At 73.5% G+C, this 16,380-nt stretch carries 15 protein-coding genes; 12 read left to right on the top strand and 3 right to left on the bottom strand.

Annotation, left to right across the window (positions count from 1 at the left end; genetic code table 11):
• Positions 1-29: 29 nt before the first annotated feature.
• Entirely contained in the window at positions 30-1,067 is a 1,038-nt protein-coding gene (locus AC067N_RS25380) for a peptidoglycan DD-metalloendopeptidase family protein (RefSeq protein ID WP_478681176.1), read from the bottom strand.
• A gap of 549 nt (positions 1,068-1,616) precedes the next feature.
• On the opposite strand from AC067N_RS25380, the gene AC067N_RS25375 reads away from it, so the two are divergent.
• The 12 genes from AC067N_RS25375 (at position 1,617) to AC067N_RS25320 (ending at position 14,381) form a co-directional block, all read left to right on the top strand.
• The gene (locus AC067N_RS25375) at positions 1,617-2,141 is read left to right on the top strand and encodes a DUF6668 family protein (protein WP_478681175.1); all 525 of its coding nucleotides are present in this window, start codon (positions 1,617-1,619) and stop codon (positions 2,139-2,141) included.
• The gene (locus tag AC067N_RS25370) at positions 2,138-2,398 is read left to right on the top strand and encodes a hypothetical protein (RefSeq protein WP_478681174.1); all 261 of its coding nucleotides are present in this window, start codon (positions 2,138-2,140) and stop codon (positions 2,396-2,398) included. The genes AC067N_RS25375 and AC067N_RS25370 overlap by 4 nt, the downstream gene beginning before the upstream one ends.
• 396 nt (positions 2,399-2,794) lie before the next feature.
• Positions 2,795-3,094, top strand: coding sequence for a hypothetical protein (locus AC067N_RS25365; protein WP_478681173.1), 300 nt, complete (start codon positions 2,795-2,797; stop codon positions 3,092-3,094).
• Between the two features lie 32 nt (positions 3,095-3,126).
• Positions 3,127-3,915, top strand: coding sequence for a DUF8175 domain-containg protein (locus tag AC067N_RS25360; RefSeq protein ID WP_478681172.1), 789 nt, complete (start codon positions 3,127-3,129; stop codon positions 3,913-3,915).
• Between the two features lies 1 nt (position 3,916).
• On the top strand, positions 3,917-5,113 hold the full coding sequence (locus tag AC067N_RS25355) for a hypothetical protein (protein WP_478681171.1): 1,197 nt from the start codon (positions 3,917-3,919) through the stop codon (positions 5,111-5,113).
• Positions 5,114-5,295: 182 nt separating this feature from the next.
• Entirely contained in the window at positions 5,296-6,789 is a 1,494-nt protein-coding gene (locus tag AC067N_RS25350) for an SCO6880 family protein (protein ID WP_478681170.1), read from the top strand.
• Entirely contained in the window at positions 6,786-8,282 is a 1,497-nt protein-coding gene (locus tag AC067N_RS25345; RefSeq protein WP_478681169.1) for an ATP/GTP-binding protein, read from the top strand. The genes AC067N_RS25350 and AC067N_RS25345 overlap by 4 nt, the downstream gene beginning before the upstream one ends.
• A 295-nt stretch (positions 8,283-8,577) precedes the next feature.
• Positions 8,578-10,329 (top strand): type IV secretory system conjugative DNA transfer family protein, encoded by a 1,752-nt coding sequence (locus tag AC067N_RS25340; RefSeq protein WP_478681168.1) that lies wholly within the window; start codon positions 8,578-8,580, stop codon positions 10,327-10,329.
• A gap of 35 nt (positions 10,330-10,364) precedes the next feature.
• Positions 10,365-10,853, top strand: coding sequence for a DUF4913 domain-containing protein (locus AC067N_RS25335; RefSeq protein ID WP_478681167.1), 489 nt, complete (start codon positions 10,365-10,367; stop codon positions 10,851-10,853).
• 145 nt (positions 10,854-10,998) lie between these two features.
• Complete coding sequence (locus AC067N_RS25330) at positions 10,999-11,496, top strand: hypothetical protein (protein WP_478681166.1); 498 nt, start codon at positions 10,999-11,001, stop codon at positions 11,494-11,496.
• Between the two features lie 3 nt (positions 11,497-11,499).
• Positions 11,500-12,870, top strand: a complete 1,371-nt coding sequence (locus AC067N_RS25325; protein WP_478681165.1) for a tetrahydrofolate dehydrogenase/cyclohydrolase catalytic domain-containing protein — start codon at positions 11,500-11,502, stop codon at positions 12,868-12,870.
• A 122-nt stretch (positions 12,871-12,992) separates the two neighbouring features.
• On the top strand, positions 12,993-14,381 hold the full coding sequence (locus tag AC067N_RS25320; RefSeq protein WP_478681164.1) for an amidase family protein: 1,389 nt from the start codon (positions 12,993-12,995) through the stop codon (positions 14,379-14,381).
• Positions 14,382-14,424: 43 nt separating this feature from the next.
• On the opposite strand, the gene AC067N_RS25315 is transcribed toward AC067N_RS25320, so the two are convergent.
• Together AC067N_RS25315 and AC067N_RS25310 are read right to left on the bottom strand one after the other, a co-directional pair.
• Positions 14,425-15,360, bottom strand: coding sequence for an ABC transporter permease (locus tag AC067N_RS25315; protein WP_478681163.1), 936 nt, complete (start codon positions 15,358-15,360; stop codon positions 14,425-14,427).
• Complete coding sequence (locus AC067N_RS25310) at positions 15,347-16,360, bottom strand: ABC transporter ATP-binding protein (protein ID WP_478681162.1); 1,014 nt, start codon at positions 16,358-16,360, stop codon at positions 15,347-15,349. The genes AC067N_RS25315 and AC067N_RS25310 overlap by 14 nt, the downstream gene beginning before the upstream one ends.
• Positions 16,361-16,380: the final 20 nt, after the last annotated feature.

Raw genomic sequence — 16,380 nt, 5'->3', positions numbered from 1 at the left:
GTCCTTTCCCGTCCTCATCGTCCGTGCCGTCATTTCAGGCCCAACCAGGGCGCCGGATCCACGTACTTGCCGTTCTGCATCACCTCGAAGTGGAGGTGGGCGCCGGTGGAGTAGCCGGTGGAACCCACCGGGCCCACGCGCTGGCCGACCTTGACGTGGTCGCCGGCCTTCACGTTGAGCCCTGCGAGCATGTGGTTGTAAGTGGTGGAGATCTGGTCGCCGTTGATGGTCCCGTGGGAGATGACGACGCGGTTGCCGTATCCGTTGGCCCAGCCGGCGAAGGTGACCACGCCGTCGCGCGCGGCCAGTACCGGGGTGCCCGCCCCCGCGCCGAAGTCGGTACCGGTGTGCAGCTTGCGGACGCCGAGCGTGGGGTGCATGCGCCAACCGTACGGGGAGGTCACGGGCGGGTTGCCGGCCAGCGGCATCGCCATCTGCCTGCCCGGCGGGAGCTTGCCCGGCGGGTCGTCCACCGACTCGTACTTGGCGATCAGGGACTTGATGCGGACGACGTAGTCCTGGGTCTCCTTGTAGGGCGGGATGCCGCCGTACTGCTGGACCGCGCCGGGGCCCGCGTTGTACGCGGCGAGCGTCAGGTCGAGGGTCTCGCCGCTCGCCTGGCCGCGGTCCTTGTAGCCCTGGACCTGTTTGGCCAGCGCGCAGTCGTAGCGGCCCTGCGCCATGATCGCGTCACCGGGGTCGTACGGGGATATCCGGCCGTTGCCGTCGTCGTCGCGGCCCCAGGTCTTCCAGGTGCCCGGCATGAACTGGCTCAGACCCTCGGCCCCCACGGGTGACTTCGCCCTGGGGTTCCAGCCCGACTCCGCCTCGATCTGCGCGGCGATCACGGCCGGCTTGATGATGTCGCACATCGAGCCCGCCTTGAGGACCCACGGCACGTACTCCGCCGGGACCTGGCCCGTCTTGAGGCCGCCCCCGACGCCCTGCTCCTCGGCATCGGCCTCGCCTCCCCCGCTCACCGCGACCATCATGACCACGGGCATCATCACGGCCGCCACACAACCGCCGACCACCCAGCCCGTGTTGGACCCTCCCCCGTTGGACATCTGCTCCCCTCAGCATCGAAGTCCGGTCATGTTCCTGCCAGTCGAGGCCGGCCAGACGAGTCTCTCCGCTCACCCGGGCTCCCCGCGTCACCAGCGCGTCACAGGCTCGTAGCAGGAACCCACGTCCCGATTCCCAAGCCGCCGCCCCACGTTGAAGATCGGAGGTGAGCGCTACGACGGGGCCTCGAAACGAGGCCGGACACCGGACTCGAGAGGTCCGGTGACCTGGTCCGCAACCGGGTCCGGGCGACGGGTCCGGGCGACGGGTCCGGTCCGGCCGCGTCGGCCAGGGCCGACTTCGCGGAAGGCCGGCATTCGGAAGTCCGGCGGGTCTTCGCGCGCTCACGGCGTGTGTGACGTGTCGTCGGTCACGGGTGTGGACGGACCGTCGGAGACGGCGGTCCGGTCAGGACGGCCGGTCCGCCGCCCTTCGACCGACACGACAGGCAACGGACCGACGGCTCGGCGGGCCGGGCGGCATGGATGCCGGCCGGCTCAGGGAGACTGCCGTGGAGAACAGTGGACGCGGGGGAGAGTGGTGATGCGGTGATGCAGGGCAGGACAGGGCAGGCGGCGGCCGGGCCGGAGATCTGGGTGCGGGGGCCCGTCGTGGAGGCGGAGGCGCGGCCACCGGAGCCGGAGCCCCTGCCGGTCGCCGGCGCGCGGCGGTTCTCCTGGGTCGCCACACACGGCGGCGCCGGGTCCACCACCCTCGCCGCGGTCTTCGGCGGTCACGACGCGGGCCGCAACTGGCCCCGGCCGGAACACGGTGAGCCCGGATCGGTGCTCCTGGTGGGCCGTACGCACGCCGCGGGGCTCGACGCGGTGTCGCACACCCTCGACATCTTCCGGCGGGGCGACGCACCGCCTGGACTCGACCTCGACGCGATCGTGCTGGTCGCGGACGCGCCCGGGCGGCTGCCGCGGCAGCTCGTGCAGCGCGTGAAGGTGATCGGTTCGGTCATCGACGTCTACCGCGTGCCCTGGGTGCCCGCCTGGCGCACCGGCGATCTCACCGGGCCGCCGCCGCGGGAGAGCGCGGCGCTGGCCCGTCTCACCGGGAGGACCCCATGAGCCACCCCCTGCACACCGCGGCCACCACCCTGGCCGGGCCTCCGGGGACGGTCACCTATGAGCTCAACTACGTGCTGAACATCCTCGCCTGGCTGGTCACGGCGGCCGGTGTCTGCGGACTGCTGCTCGTCGGCTCGCGCATGGCCATCTCGCTGCGGTCGGGGGAGGGCGACGAACACCTCACCCAGTTCGCGATGGTGATGGGCGCCTGCATCATCGGGGCGACGGCGGGGCCGATCGTGGACTTCGTGATGTAGCGGGGCGGGAGAGCGAGCGGGTGACGGCCCGTCGGTTCCACGGGAACCGGCGGGCCGTCGCCATGTGCGCCGCCACCGCCGCCGCCCCCGCACCCCGACCTCCCCATTTCGCACACCGGTACGACACACTCCGCTTCGCCGCAGGTCCGAGGCTTGCTGACGGTACGTCACTGTCCCGGACATGACGAGCAGTTCCCGTCTGTCACGACCACGTCACCGCCCAGTGCTGGATCACTACATCGCTTGGCTCAGGGTCACAGGAGTCGCCAAGCTCACAGGGCGACCGGGAACCCGAGCGCATCACGCCGGCCCCGACAGCATCCCAACGCACCCATCCGCTCAAGTGAGTTGAGGTCGACCGCCGAGACGCGGCCGATCGAAACGGGGAGAAACCACATGCTGAACGCGATAGCCACCAAGGCGCAGCAGGCCGTCTACCTGGCCGACGGAACGGTGCCCGACCCCACCCGGGACGCCCCGGGCGCGCTCACCGGCAAGGTCGACACCGTGCTCGGCATCGTCGCCTGGGCCGGTACCGCGGCCGGCGTCGCGGGCGTGCTGATCACCGGCGCGATGATGGCGATCTCGATGCGCCGCGGCGAGGGCTCGGAGCACATGGGCCGCCTCGGCATGGTCCTCGGCGGCTGTGTCCTCGTCGCCGCCGCGGGCCCGCTCGTGAACTTCGTCTTCGCCTGATCCGTCACAGCGAGTCGAAAGGGGGAGCGACGATGCTGAACTCCGGCCGGGCCCGAGGAGGCAGCGGGGAGTGGGAGCAGCCGTTCTGGCAGCAGCGGGGCTGGATCCTGTCGGCCGGGTTCCTGGGGGTGCTGCTCGTCCTCGCGGTCCTCTTCGCGGTCACGGGCAACGGCGCCGACCGGTCGCCCGGTGCGTCCGGCGGCCCGAGCCCGGCACCGACCTCGTCATCGGACTCCGGCTCCGGGCCGGGGTCCGGTGACGGCGGTTCCGAGGACCGTCCCGCCGGGTGCCGTACCGACGACAGCGGCCAGGCCAGGCCCACCGAGGCGCCGCGCGACTTCCGCTGGAAGGCCAACGGCACCGGGCTGGTCCCCGTGTCGAAGACGGCGGGTCCGCTGAAGTTCGACGGGCCGGTCTGGTCCTGCTTCGCCCACACCCCGACGGGCGCCGTCATGGCCGTCCACTCCATCACCGACCACCTCAGCTACGACGGCTGGCGCCAGGTCGTCGACCGGCAGGTCGTGCCGGGCGCCGGCCGCGACGCGCTGGTCAGGACCCGTGCCCAGTCGGGCGACAAGTCCACGACGGGGTCGCCGGACGCGGGCGGCTACGCCGGTTTCACGGTCCTGACGTACAACCGCTCGCAGGCGACCGTGATGGTCCTGGTCAGCGGCATGGGCGGCGGTGGCTACGGCGCCGCCTCGGTGACCGTGCGCTGGCAGGACGGCGACTGGAAGCTCGTCCCCGAGGCCGACGGCACGATCTACGGCGGTGTGTCGCAGGTGAGCGGCACCGACGGCTTCGTCACCTGGGAGGCGTGACATGGGCTGCTCCTGGAAGATCTACGACTGCGTCATCGAAGAGGGCGGCAAGCAGTTCACGGAGGGTGCCGTCGTCGTCTTCGCCAAGGCGATCGGTGACGGCGCTGCGGAGGTCCTGAAGGCCCTGAACGGTGTCTGGCTGGGCATCGACGTCGACGATCCCGCGGGCAACGTCACCCATGGCAACCCCACGATGGATCCGGGCAGTCCCATCGGCCTGATCACTGCGGAGGTCAACTGGATCGTCGCGTACGTGGCGGTGACGTCACTGCTCGTCGCGTCGATCCGGATGGCACTCGACCGCAGAGGCCAGTCGATGAAACAGGCCTTCACGGGGATGTGGAAGGTCATCCTCGTGGGCGCGGCGGCCGTACCGGTGGTCACCGCGCTGATGAAGGCGTCGGACGCGTACGCGGCGGACGTGTACGCCAAGTCCGATCTCGGCGACAACGCCTCCGCGATGCTGGGTGTGCTGACGCTCAGCCAGCCGGGTCTGGTGCTGATCTTCGGTCTGCTGGTGATGCTGTCGAGCTTCGTGCAGATCGTGCTGATGTACATCCGCATCGGCGTGCTGATCATGCTGGTGGGCACGCTGCCGCTGGCCGCCGCGTCGTCGATGACCGGGTGGGGCGAGGGCTGGTGGAAGAAGCACATCGGCTGGCTCGCGGCCTGGCTGCTGTACAAGCCGGCGGCGGCCCTGATCATCTACTCGGCCACGGCGATGACCAAGGACAAGGAGGATCTGGACGCGGTCATCGCCGGCATGGGCATGCTGATCATGGCGGTGTTCGCGCTGCCCGCCCTGCTCAAACTGATCGTTCCGGCCACCGCGGCACTCGGCGGCACCTCGGGCGGCACGGTCACCCTCAACGCCGCCAACAACATCGCCTCCGGCGCGGTCAGCATCGCGGGCGGAGCCGTCGGCGCCGCCGGCCAGGCGGGCGGCGGGGGCGGGGGCGGGGGTTCCGGCCCCCAGGGCTCGCCCTCCTCGGGCGGGGGTTCCTCCGCGGGAGCCGGAGCGGGCGGGGCCGGGGGCGCGGGCGCGGCGGCGGGCACCGCGGCCGCGGGCGCGGCCACGGCGGGCGCGGCCGTCGCGGTCCAGGCAGCCGCGGTCGTCGTACAGACCGGTATGCAGGCGGCGACCGAGATGACCAACTCCCTCGACGACAACGACGGCATGAAGGGCCACAACCAGTAGCCGGTCCCCCGCGCCCCGGAGGAGGCGAGCCCGCAGAGGAGGCGAAGCCCGCAGAGGGGCGCGGGGAACCGCGCGACGGGCCAAGACGGGCCACGACGGACCCGCGGCCGCCCGATCACCACGACCCCCGGGCTCGTAGGCACTCGAAACCCAGCGAACTACAGCCGGAAGAAGGATTTCCCATGTCCACCGACGCCCTCACGCGTCCCACCTACGGAAACTGGCGCCGGCCCCGCCGACCCGGCCTCGGCCCGTTGGGCCTCCTCGGCACCGTGGTCGCCTTCGGCGGACTCCTCGTCGCGCTCTTCGCCTCACTCGTCTCGCTGACGGCGGCGATCGCCGTCCTCATCCCCGTCGGCCTCTTCCTCGCGCCGCTCGCGCTGCGCACGGTCGACGGCCGCAACGTCTATCAGGTGGTCGCGGTGCGCATCGGTTGGTTCAGGCGCAAGGCGAACGGCTCGCACACCTATGTCTCCGGCCCGCTCTCCCGCCGCTCGGGCGGCCGCTACCACCCGCCCGGCCTGCTCGCCCGGACGAGGATGCACGAGGGCAGGGACGCCTACAACCGCTCCTTCGGTGTGCTCCACCACCCGGGCCGCAACCTCTACACCGTGGTGCTGGCGTGCGAGCCGGACGGCGGTTCGCTGGTCGACCCCGAGCAGGTCGACATCTGGGTGGCGTCCTGGGGCGACTGGCTGTCCCGGCTGTCGCACGAGCCGGGCCTGCGCGGCGCCCAGGTCGTCGTCGAGACGGCGCCCGACACCGGGACGCGGCTGGCCGCCGAGGTCCTGCCGCGGATCTCGCCGGACGCGCCCGCCGCCGCCCGCGCGGTGATGGAGGAGGTCGTCGCGCGCTACCCGTCCGCCTCCTCGGAGATGCACACGTACATCGCCCTGACCTACGGCCCCTCCGGCGGCCCCAAGCGGAGCGTCGAGGACGTCATCACCGATCTGTCGATGCGCCTGCCCGGCCTGCTGTCGGGCCTGGTCGCGGCGGGCGGCGGCTCCGCCTACCCGCTGTCCGCGGAGCGGCTCTCGGAGGTCGTCCGGGTGGCGTACGACCCGGCCGTCGCCCCCGATGTGCTGAGCACCCGCGCCGAACAGTCCACCACCGGCCTGGAGTGGGAGGACGCGGGTCCGGCGGCGGCGGTGGAGTCGGTGCAGTCGTACAAGCACGACTCGGGTGTCTCGCGTACGTGGATGCTGACGCTGGCGCCGCGCGGCACCGTGCGCTCCGGCGTGCTGCGGGGGCTGCTCGAACCCGCGGCGGGGACACGCCGCAAGCGGGTCTCGCTGATCTACCGCCCGATCGACCCGGCGACCTCGGCGCGGATCGTGGAGTCCGACCGCCGGGCCGCGCACTTCATGGCGGGCTCGCGGCGCGGTCTCGTCCAGGCGCGGGCCAGTTCCGAGATGCAGGCGGCCGAGCAGACGGCGGCCGAGGAGGCCGCGGGCGCCGGACTCGTGGAGTTCTCGCTGATGGTGACGGTGACCGTCGACGACGAGGAGCAGCTCCCGGACGCGGCGATCACCGTACGCAACCTCCAGGCGTCCTCCCGCATCCTGATGCGCCCCGCCGACCGTATGCAGGCCTCGGCGTTCACCTGCACGCTCCCCGTCGGCCTGCTGCCGTGGGAGCACACCCTCGTTCCGTACCAGATCCGGGAGGCGCTGTGACCAGGTCCAGCACGTCCGCCCCTCGTCCCGCACGGCCCCGGACGGCGCCCCCGCGCGGCTGGCCCGGCCCCGGCGGCGGGCAGGTCGGGCACGTCGACCCGCCCGCGCTGTGGCGGGCGACCACGGTCCAGGCGTGCGGCCTGTGGCCCTTCGCGGCGGGCTCCGGCGCGCCGATGACGGGGGTGCCGCTCGGGCAGCACCTCCATACGGGCGCCACGGTCTGCGGGGACCCCATCTCCTGGTTCACCCGCGCCCGGTACATCTCCAACCCGTCGCTGTTCATGCTGGGCATGCCGGGCCTCGGCAAGTCCACGCTGGTCAACCGCATGCTGATCGGCATGTCCGCGACCGGGGTCACCCCGCTGGTGCTGGGCGACCTCAAGCCGGACTACGCCGACACGGTGCGGGCGCTCGGCGGCCAGGTGATCTCCATCGGGCGGGGCGTGGGCGGCATCAACGTCCTCGACCCCGGCGCGATGGGCGAGGCGGCGGCCCGGATCGGCGGCGAACGCGGCCGGATCCTCGCGGCCGAGGCCCACGGCCGGGTACTGAACATGGTCGCGGCGCTCATCACGATCGTGCGGGGCCGTCCGATGGACGACCACGAGCAGTCGGTGCTGTCGGCGTGCCTGCACCATCTGGCGGAGCGTACGAAGCCGGGGCGGGCACCGCTGCTGCCCGATCTGCTGAAGGTCCTCGACGAGGGCCCGGACCGGGTCCGCGCGGTGACGCTCGACCGGGGCAACGAGGCCCGCTACCAGGAGGCCGTCGACCCGCTGCACCGTTCGCTGCTGGGCGTGCTGGACGGCCCGCTGGGCGACACCTTCGCCTCCGAGACGTCGACCCGGATCGACCCGGCGTCCCCCGCCGTCTGCGTGGACATCTCCCGGATCGGCGAGGCGGACACCCAGCTCACGGCGGCGGCGATGCTGGCGGCCTGGTCGGACGGGCTCGGCACGGTCGCGGCGGCCCACGCCCTCGCCGACGCGGGCCTCGCGCCCCAGCGCTGGTTCTTCACGGTCCTCGACGAGCTGTGGCGCCCGCTGCGGGCCGCCTCAGGCATCGTCGAGCGCATCGACGCGCTGACCCGTCTGAACCGTTCCCTCGGCCTCGGCGACGCCAAGATCACCCACACGCTGAAGGACGCGGAGGCGCTGGGCAGCGAGGCCGACCGGGCGAAGGCGCGGGGCTTCGTGGAGCGGGCCGGGATGGTGGTCTGCGCCGGCCTCCCCCGTGCGGAGATGCGGGAACTCGGCGAGATCGTCGGCCTGTCGGAGCGGGAGATCGAACTCGTCTCGTCCTGGTCCTCGCCGCCGGGCTGGGCCAGCACGGGCGGGAACGAGGAACCGCCGGGGCGTGGCCGTTTCCTGATCAAGGTGGGCGGGCGTCCGGGCATCCCGATCAAGGTGTCGATCACGGACACGGAACGGGAGCTGCACAACACGAACACGAGGTGGAACCGGCCGTCGTTGTCCAAGGCCGGGGGCGTGTGAGCGGGGCGCCTCACAGCTCGGGGGTACGGGTTCGCTGGCGGGTGCGGGCGGTTCGTGGTTTCTCGCGCAGTTCCCCGCGCCCCTGAAGGGATCGGGCCTGCGGCCCGCCCTTCACCCTTTCAGGGGCGCGGGGCGGTGACACATGCGGCTCCGCCGCGTGGGCGCGAACAACCCCCACCCACCCGCACCCGCCAAGAACCCCGTACCCCCGAGCTACTAGGCCCCCCGACAAGGTCGACGGGGCCGTGGGGGCGGGACAACGCCGCATCAACGAGCTGACGGGGGAACCGAAAAGATGAGTACACGCAAGAAGTCGCACAGCACCGCCGACGACCTCCTCCCATGGGTCGTCCCCGGCGTCGCCCTCCTCGGCGCGCTCCTCTTCTTCGCCGCCTGGCTGGGCGGCACCCTGGGCGCCGCCCTCACCGGCAGCGGCTGGGACCCGCCCCCCTTCACCCTGGACACGATGTCCACCCTCGTGAAGGAGGGCCCGGCGACCGTCTGGCCGGCGACCTCCACCGGCGCGATCACCGCCGGCATCGGCACGGTCCTCGGCGCGGCCGTCGCCCTCCTCGCCGCCCCCGTCGTCCTGATCCGCCGCCGGGGAGCGAAGCCCACCGGTCTGGCCGGCCGCAGGGAACTCGCCGGTCTCCTGCCGAAGGGCGCCGCCGTCCGCGCCCGCCAACTCCGCCCGTCCCTGCCGAAGTCGGGCCGTCTGGACCCGGACGACACGGGCAACCTCCTCGGCAACCTGGAACCCGGCGGCCCCGAACTGCGCAGCAGCTACGAGGACGTGGAACTGGACCTGATGGCGCCGCGGGCGGGCAAGTCCACCGGCATCGCCGTCCCGCGTGTGCTGCGCGCCCGCGGCAGTGTCCTGCTGACCTCCAACAAGGCGGACGTCTACAGCGTCACGCGGGCCGAACGCGAACGCGCGGGCACGGTGTGGACGTTCGACCCGCAGGGCATCGCCCACACCCCGCGCGGCCTGTGGTGGGACATGCTCGCCGACGCCGCGACGATCGAGGGCGCCCGCCGGCTGGCCGGTCACTTCGTCGGCGCGGTCAACGACGACGCCTCCAAGCGGGACTTCTGGATCTCGGCGGCCCAGAACACCCTCACCGCCCTGTTCCACGCGGCCAACCGCGGCGGACGGCAGGTCGGGGAGGTGCTGGCCTGGCTGGCGGACCCCGCCGACCGCACGCCGGTCGACCTGCTGCGGGACGCGGGCATGGCGGCCCTCGCCGACCAGCTCCAGGGCACCGTCCAGGGCGCGGTGGAGACCAGGGACGGCATCTACGAGACGGCCCGCCAGTGCGTGGCCTGCCTGCTCGACCCGACCATCGCGGCCTGGGTCAGCCCGGACCCCGGGATGCCGCAGTTCCTGCCCGAACGGCACGTGCTGTCCTCGGACACGCTCTATCTGCTCTCCAAGGACGGCGGCGGCTCGGCGGCCGGTGTGATCGCCGCGTGCGCGGACTCCGTACTGCGCGCGGGTGTCGTCGCCGCCGAGCGGATGGGCGGCCGCCTCGACCCGCCGATGACGGCCGTGCTGGACGAGGCGGCGAACGTCTGCCGCATCTCCGACCTGCCCGACCTGTACTCGCACTTCGGCTCGCGCGGCATCAACGTCGTTACGCTGCTGCAGAGTTACCGGCAGGGCACGCGCGTGTGGGGCGACGCCGGGATGGACGCGCTGTGGGGCGCCGCCACCATCAAGCTGCTCGGGGCGGGCCTCGACGACGCGGACTTCGTGGAGAAGGTCTCGCGGCTGGTCGGCGAGCACGACGTGTCGACGGTGAGCTATTCCCGCAGCAAGGACGGCAGGTCCCGCTCCACGTCGTACCGCCTGGAACGCATCCTGCCCGCCGACCGCATCCGCGCCCTCCCCAAGGGCACCGCCCTGCTGCTCGCCACCGGGGTCAGGCCCGCCCTCGTCCGGCTGCGCCCCTGGTACGCCGAGCCCGGCGCCGACCGTATCGCCCTCGCCGCCCAGGCCGAGGTGAAGGCCATCACGGCCCGCGCGACGCAGAGCGCCACCCGATGAGCACGGGCGAAGACCCCACGGAAGGGAGCACCCCGATGACCACCGCAGTGGACCGGCCCGGCACGGAGCCGCCCGGCGGCGAACCGTACGGCAACGAACCGTTCGGGAGTGAGCCGCACGACGTCGACCAGCCGGGTTTCGAGCAACCGGTGTCCGCGTCCCCGCCGTTCATCCTCTATCTCGACGGCGCCGAGTACGCGCAGGAGATGCGGAGCCTGGCCGTCTGGGTCAGTGATCTGCTGCTCCCCGTGTACGGCCGTGAGGTCAGCTCCCAGCAGCCCTGGTGCCCGCGCTGGTGGGAGCACCTGGAGGCGGTGGCGAGGCTGCACGGCCTGTGGCTGGCCTGGCAGGAGCTCACCGACCCCTCGACGGGCCTGTCCGGCCCGGCCGTCTGGCACCGGGACCACCTGGGCCCCGTACTCGCCGAACTCCGCTCCCCCGCGGGCCCGTTCGCGGGCTGCAAGGCGGGCAGCCACCGGGCGAAGCGGCCGCCGGCCGCCGAACCGTACGGGACGGGACCCTGAGCGGCGCGACGGGCCTCCCTACCCTGGACCGGCGCGCGGTGGATCATCGCGCGACCGGCAGCGGGAACGCGGTCCCGGCCACTGCCGTACACGGGTTCCCGGACACAGCGACGGCCGCCGTCACGCGGCCGACAGGAGAAACACCATGAGCACTCCGACCCACCCGACCGACCCCGGCAACTCCACCAACCCGACCCTCCGGTACTTCGAGGACGTCGTCGACTGGCGCCACCGGCGGGCCGGACGGGCGCACACGCTGGTGCGCGCCGTTCACTCCACCGCCACGGGGCGGGTGGTCGCGGTCGTGTCCGAGCTGGCGAGCAACCCCGACGACCGGGGCGTCACCGACGACTTCGGCAGCGTCGCGGACGCCGTGCTGCCCGTGCTGCGGCGGGCCTTCGGCGTGGAGCCGGTCGAGGTCTTCTGGATCGCCCACTTCGGCGCGTTCTCGTACCACGACCCGACCGGGCCGGAGTCCTTCACCCAGATCCTGCTGACGGCGGGCCCGTCCGGCCACGTCGACGACCTGGCCGGTGACCGGACCTTCACCGTCCGGGACGTCGAGGAGCTCCTCGGCCGTGCACTCGAACCGGTCGACCGGGTGCTCGCCCGTATCGACCACGAAGCGACCCGGGGGAGCTGACGGATGACCGAGCATGTGTCGGGGCGGGATGTCCTGCGCCAGGCCAAGGAGTTGTACGAGCCCTACCGGGGCGCCGTGGCCCCGACGGGGCAGCGGGTGGCGATCATCCGGTTCCAGCCCGCGGAGAACGATCCGCCGGACTGGAAGATCAAGCTGGAGGCGTCGAAGGTCTCCGCCGAGCAGAAGGTGAAGAGCTTCGAGCACCTCGGCTTCCGGGCGGACCATGTGGTGATGCCGCCGGGCACCACGCGTGCGCAGTTCGCGGAGGTGCTGGAGCGGGCCAACCAGGATCCGCGGACCCGCGCGATCATCGTGCAGTTCCCGCCGCCGGCCCATCTCCAGCCGCTCGTGCAGCGGATGGACCCGGCGAAGGACATCGACGCGCTCACCAAGGGCCGCTCCCCCTACAACGCGTGCGCCACGGCCGAGGGCATCTGCCGGGTGGTGGAGCCGTTCGCCAAGGACGACCCGGTGATCGCGGTGGTCGGCAGCAAGGGGTTCGTCGGGCAGGGCGTCGTCACCACCCTGCGCGAGCAGGGCCACCGGCTGATGGAACTCGACGCCGGTGACGACCTGCGGCGGGTACGCGACGCCGACATCGTCGTCTCCGTCACCGGCAACCCCGGCATCCTCGGCCCCGACCATCTGCGCCCCCACCACCGGCTCGTCGTGGACTCCGGGTTCGTACCGCAGGCGGACGGCAGCGTGAAGGGCGACGTCCAGCGGGCGGCGTACGACATCCCGCAGCACCTCACCCCGGTGCCGGGCGGCATCGGTCCGGTCGAGATGGCCACGCTCATGGAACGCGTCGTCCGCCGCGAGGTCGACCCCGACGCGCCCTCCTGGAAGGTCGAGCCCCGCCCGTACCTCACCAAGGACCAGCTCGCCCAGGGCCCCCAGGAACCACCGCACGCCGCGGCGACGGCGGCCCGGCCGGCCCAGAGCCGGCCGGTGGCGGGCGAGCAGACCGTGGGCGGGCAGACCGTGAGCGAGCAGACCGTGGGCGGACAGACCGTGAGCGGACAGGCCGGGGGCGGGCAGGCGACCAGGCAGCAGACGCCGACGCAGCAGACGGCGGGCGGTACGGCACCGGACGGGCCCGCGCCGGGGCAGCAGGCGGCCGGCGGGCGAGGTCCGCAGGCGGCGGGGCCCCAGGCCTCCGGACCACGGACGCCCAGCTCACAGGCGTCCAGCTCACAGGCACCCGGCAACCCGATCGCGCAGGCCGCCAGACTCCGTACCGGGGCCGGGCACGGGGGTGTCGGCCCCGGTACGGTCAATCCGACCGCCGGACCGTCCGGACCGGCCCGCGCCCAGCTGCCCGTCCCGCCGAAGCCGCCGACGCCGCCGACGCCTGGCGGTCCGGGCCGCTGACCGCCGAGCATGGTGCGGGGGCGCTCCCCCTCGCCCCCGGGCACCACCGCTCACACCGCGCACCCCCGCTCACACCGCGCAGTTCGCTCACACCGCGCAGCCTCCAGAAGCCCGAGAAGGTCATGCAACCGCACACCCCCCAGCCCCGTGCCTCGACTCCCCCGCCCTCCTCGCAGGTCCCTCCCCTGTCGCCGTCGCCTGGCCCCTCGCCCCGCCACGCGACGCCCCCGCACTCCTCGCCCCTCCACGCCCTGTCCCCCGGCGCCCCGCCCTTCGGCCCCCTCCCGCCGGGTGGCTTCCCGCTTCCCCCGGCCGGGCGGATCGCCGCCGCCGTGCGGGCGGGTGAGGTGCGGGCCGTCGATGTCGTCGCGGAGTGCCTCGGCCGGATCGAGGCGGCGGAGCCCGCGCTGTGCGCGTTCGTGGAGGTGTGGGCCGAGGACGCGCTGCGGCGGGCGGCCGAGGTGGACCGGCGGGTGGCGGCCGGTGAACCGCTGCCGCTGGCCGGTGTGCCGATCGGGGTGAAGGGCCGGTCGGGGCTGCGCGCGGCCACGGCGCGGGCGCTGGTCGCGGCGGGCTGCGTTCCCGTGGGGGCGACCTCGGTGCCCGGTCGCGGCACACCGTGGCAGACATGGGGCCTCGGCGCCGGTGGCCGGACCGTCAACCCCTGGCGGCCCGACCGGACCCCGGGCGGCTCCTCGGCCGGTTCCGCGGCGGCGGTGGCCGCCGGCCTGGTGCCGATGGCGACCGGGACCGACGGCGCCGGGTCCGTGCGGATCCCGGCCGCGTGGTGCGGGGTCGTCGGCCTGAAGATCACGAACGGGCGGCTGCCCACCGCCGACCGCACGGGGCTGGCGGCGCCCGGCGTCCTCACCAGGTACGCGGCGGACGCGGCGGCGTACTGGCGCTGCGTCCGTGGCGAGGAGAACCAGCCCACCGAGCCGGTGGAGGGGCCGCCGGCCCACGGGGGCGGCCGCGGCGGCCCTCCGCTCACCGAGGGCGCCCCGTCCCCCGTCACCGCCGTCTGGTCGGCCGACCTCGGCTTCGCCGACACCGACCCCGAGCCCGCCGCGATCGCCCATGCCGCCGCGCTCCGCCTCGCGGACGCCGGCCTCCTCCGTCTCGTACAGCCGGATCGGCCCGTACGGCTGGACGACCCGGCCCCGGCGTGGCTGGCCCTGCGTGGCTCGTCGGCTCCGGATGCCGAGGCCGAGCGCGCCGCCGCCCACGCCCTCCGCGCCGGGAACGACCGGCGGCTCGCCGCGCTCTTCACCGGCGCCGATCTGCTGCTGACCCCGGCCACCCCCAACACCCCGCACGGCCACGAAGGCCCAGGTGACCGCTACTCCACGGCCCTCACCTGGGCGTTCAACCTCAGTGGCCACCCCGCCCTGAGCCTCCCGGCGGGCTTCACCTCCGACGGCTGCCCGGTCGGCCTGCACCTGGTGGCCCGCCACGGTGAGGAGGACCTGCTGCTCCACCTGGCCCGGGCCGCCGAGGCCGCCCGCGCATAGCCGCCTCCCCCACACCGCACGCTGCCGCTCCCCGGTGGAGCGGCTACGTCGTGATGTCCCGCGTCGTGAACCGTGCCCAGGCCGCCGAGCCGAACACCGCCGCGTACAGGGCCTGGAGGCCGAGGTTGCGTCGGAGTTCGTCCCAGTAGACCGGCTCGCGCATGAGGTCGGCGAAGGACAGCCAGTAGTGGGAGAAGAAATAGGGGTGGAGGGCGTCGAGCTGCGGGATCTGGTCGAGGATCTGGACGGTGATGAGCAGCCCGACCGTGGTCGCCATCGCTGCGATACCGCTGTTGGTGAGGGTCGAGACGAACAGCCCCAGCGCGGCGATCCCGGTCAGCGACGCGGCCACCGCCAGCGCGATCAGCAGCGCCCGGAAGAGCCCCTCGCCGAAACCGATGCGCGTCCCGGAGATCGTCGTCACGTCCCCGAGCGGGAACAGCAGCGCCCCCACGGCCAGGGCGGAGGCCGCCACGACCAGGGTCGCGACCAGGCAGAACGTCATCGTCGTGGCGTACTTGGTGAGCAGCAGCCGGGTACGGCCGGCGGGCGCGACCAGCAGATAGCGCAGGGTGCCCGCGTTGGCCTCACCGGCGATCGCGTCGCCCGCGACGACGCCGACCGCCATCGGCAGGAAGAACGGCAGCGTCGCGGCCAGCGCCGTGAAGACCAGGAACAGTCCGTTGTTGGTGATCTGCGCGATGAACGCCGGGCCCTCGCCGCCACCGCCGCCCGGACCGCCGCCCATCGACGAGCCGTCGCCCGTCTCGATCTTCACGGCGATCCCGACGAGGACCGGCACGGCCGCGAGCACGGCGAGCAGCGCGAGCGTCCGCCACCGCCGGAAGGTGGTGACCAGCTCACTGCGGAACAGCCCGAACGTCCACAGGGCGTGCGGCGCCCTGCCCGCGGCGGGAGCCGCCGTGACGACCGGGGTGGCCGCCGCAGGAGTGGTGCCCGTGTGCTCAGCCCGCGACATCGAAGCCCTCCCCCGTCAGCGCCACGAACGCGTCCTCCAGGGAGGCGCGTTCGAGCCCGAAGCCGCGTACCCGGACGCCCGCGGTGACCAGTGCCGCGTTCAGCTCGGCGAGGTCGCGGTCCGGTGGTTCCCCGGTCACCCGGTCCTCCGTCACCACGACGTCACCGACCCCCTGTTCCTTGAGCACCCGGGCGGCGTCCGCCCCGTCGGGCGTGGTGACGACGAGCCGTCCACGTGCCCCGGCGGCCAGTTCGGCCACCGGCCCCTGGGTGATCAGGCGTCCCTGGGCCATGACTGCGGCGTGGGTGCACACCTGCTCGATCTCGTCGAGCAGGTGCGAGGAGAGGAAGACGGTGGTGCCGTCGGACGCCAACTCGCGCACCAGGGCGCGGATCTCCCGCATGCCCTGCGGGTCGAGCCCGTTGGTCGGCTCGTCGAGGACCAGCAGGCGGCGCGGTCGCAGCAGTGCCGCGGCGAGGCCCAGCCGCTGTTTCATGCCCAGCGAGTAGGCCTTGGACTTCTTCCCCGCGGCCGCCGTGAGCCCGACCCGGTCCAGCGCGGCCGCGACGCGGGCGCCCCGGGTGCGGGGGTCGGCGGTCGGGTCGGCGGCGTCGTACCGGAGCAGGTTGTCGCGGCCGGAGAGGAACCCGTACAGCGCGGGCCCCTCGATGAGGGCGCCGACCTGCGGCAGTACGGTCCGGGCGGCACGCGGCATGGGCCTGCCGAGGACCTCGGCGGTGCCCGAGGTCGGCTCGATCAGGCCCATGAGCATGCGGATGGTGGTGGTCTTGCCCGAGCCGTTGGGGCCGAGGAAGCCGAAGACGCTGCCCGCCGGGACGGTCAGGTCGAGGCCGTCCACGGCGAGCTGCCCGCCGCGGTAGCGCTTGGTGAGCGCGCGGGTGGCGATCACCGCCGTACCCGCGTCCGCGCTGGCGCCCGTGGCCGTGTCCGGGTGCGGGGCCGGGTCCGGGTCCGGGGCCGCGGCGGGCAGGTCCTGCATGGGCTCCCTCATTCAGGTAC

The organism is Streptomyces sp. NPDC042364 (assembly GCF_056437585.1).
The sequence above is the reverse complement of the archived record's forward strand: the minus strand, read 5'-3'. Positions and strand labels throughout refer to the sequence as shown.

Excerpts from the sequence above, each read along its gene's own strand:
- AC067N_RS25380 (WP_478681176.1), bottom strand. The coding sequence starts at position 1,067 with ATGTCCAACGGGGGAGGGTCCAACACGGGCTGGGTGGTCGGCGGTTGT.
- AC067N_RS25325 (WP_478681165.1), top strand. The coding sequence starts at position 11,500 with ATGACCGAGCATGTGTCGGGGCGGGATGTCCTGCGCCAGGCCAAGGAG.
- AC067N_RS25335 (WP_478681167.1), top strand. The coding sequence starts at position 10,365 with ATGACCACCGCAGTGGACCGGCCCGGCACGGAGCCGCCCGGCGGCGAA.
- AC067N_RS25310 (WP_478681162.1), bottom strand. The coding sequence starts at position 16,360 with ATGCAGGACCTGCCCGCCGCGGCCCCGGACCCGGACCCGGCCCCGCAC.
- AC067N_RS25365 (WP_478681173.1), top strand. The coding sequence starts at position 2,795 with ATGCTGAACGCGATAGCCACCAAGGCGCAGCAGGCCGTCTACCTGGCC.
- AC067N_RS25330 (WP_478681166.1), top strand. The coding sequence starts at position 10,999 with ATGAGCACTCCGACCCACCCGACCGACCCCGGCAACTCCACCAACCCG.
- AC067N_RS25360 (WP_478681172.1), top strand. The coding sequence starts at position 3,127 with ATGCTGAACTCCGGCCGGGCCCGAGGAGGCAGCGGGGAGTGGGAGCAG.
- AC067N_RS25320 (WP_478681164.1), top strand. The coding sequence starts at position 12,993 with ATGCAACCGCACACCCCCCAGCCCCGTGCCTCGACTCCCCCGCCCTCC.
- AC067N_RS25315 (WP_478681163.1), bottom strand. The coding sequence starts at position 15,360 with ATGTCGCGGGCTGAGCACACGGGCACCACTCCTGCGGCGGCCACCCCG.
- AC067N_RS25370 (WP_478681174.1), top strand. The coding sequence starts at position 2,138 with ATGAGCCACCCCCTGCACACCGCGGCCACCACCCTGGCCGGGCCTCCG.
- AC067N_RS25375 (WP_478681175.1), top strand. The coding sequence starts at position 1,617 with ATGCAGGGCAGGACAGGGCAGGCGGCGGCCGGGCCGGAGATCTGGGTG.
- AC067N_RS25355 (WP_478681171.1), top strand. The coding sequence starts at position 3,917 with ATGGGCTGCTCCTGGAAGATCTACGACTGCGTCATCGAAGAGGGCGGC.
- AC067N_RS25340 (WP_478681168.1), top strand. The coding sequence starts at position 8,578 with ATGAGTACACGCAAGAAGTCGCACAGCACCGCCGACGACCTCCTCCCA.
- AC067N_RS25350 (WP_478681170.1), top strand. The coding sequence starts at position 5,296 with ATGTCCACCGACGCCCTCACGCGTCCCACCTACGGAAACTGGCGCCGG.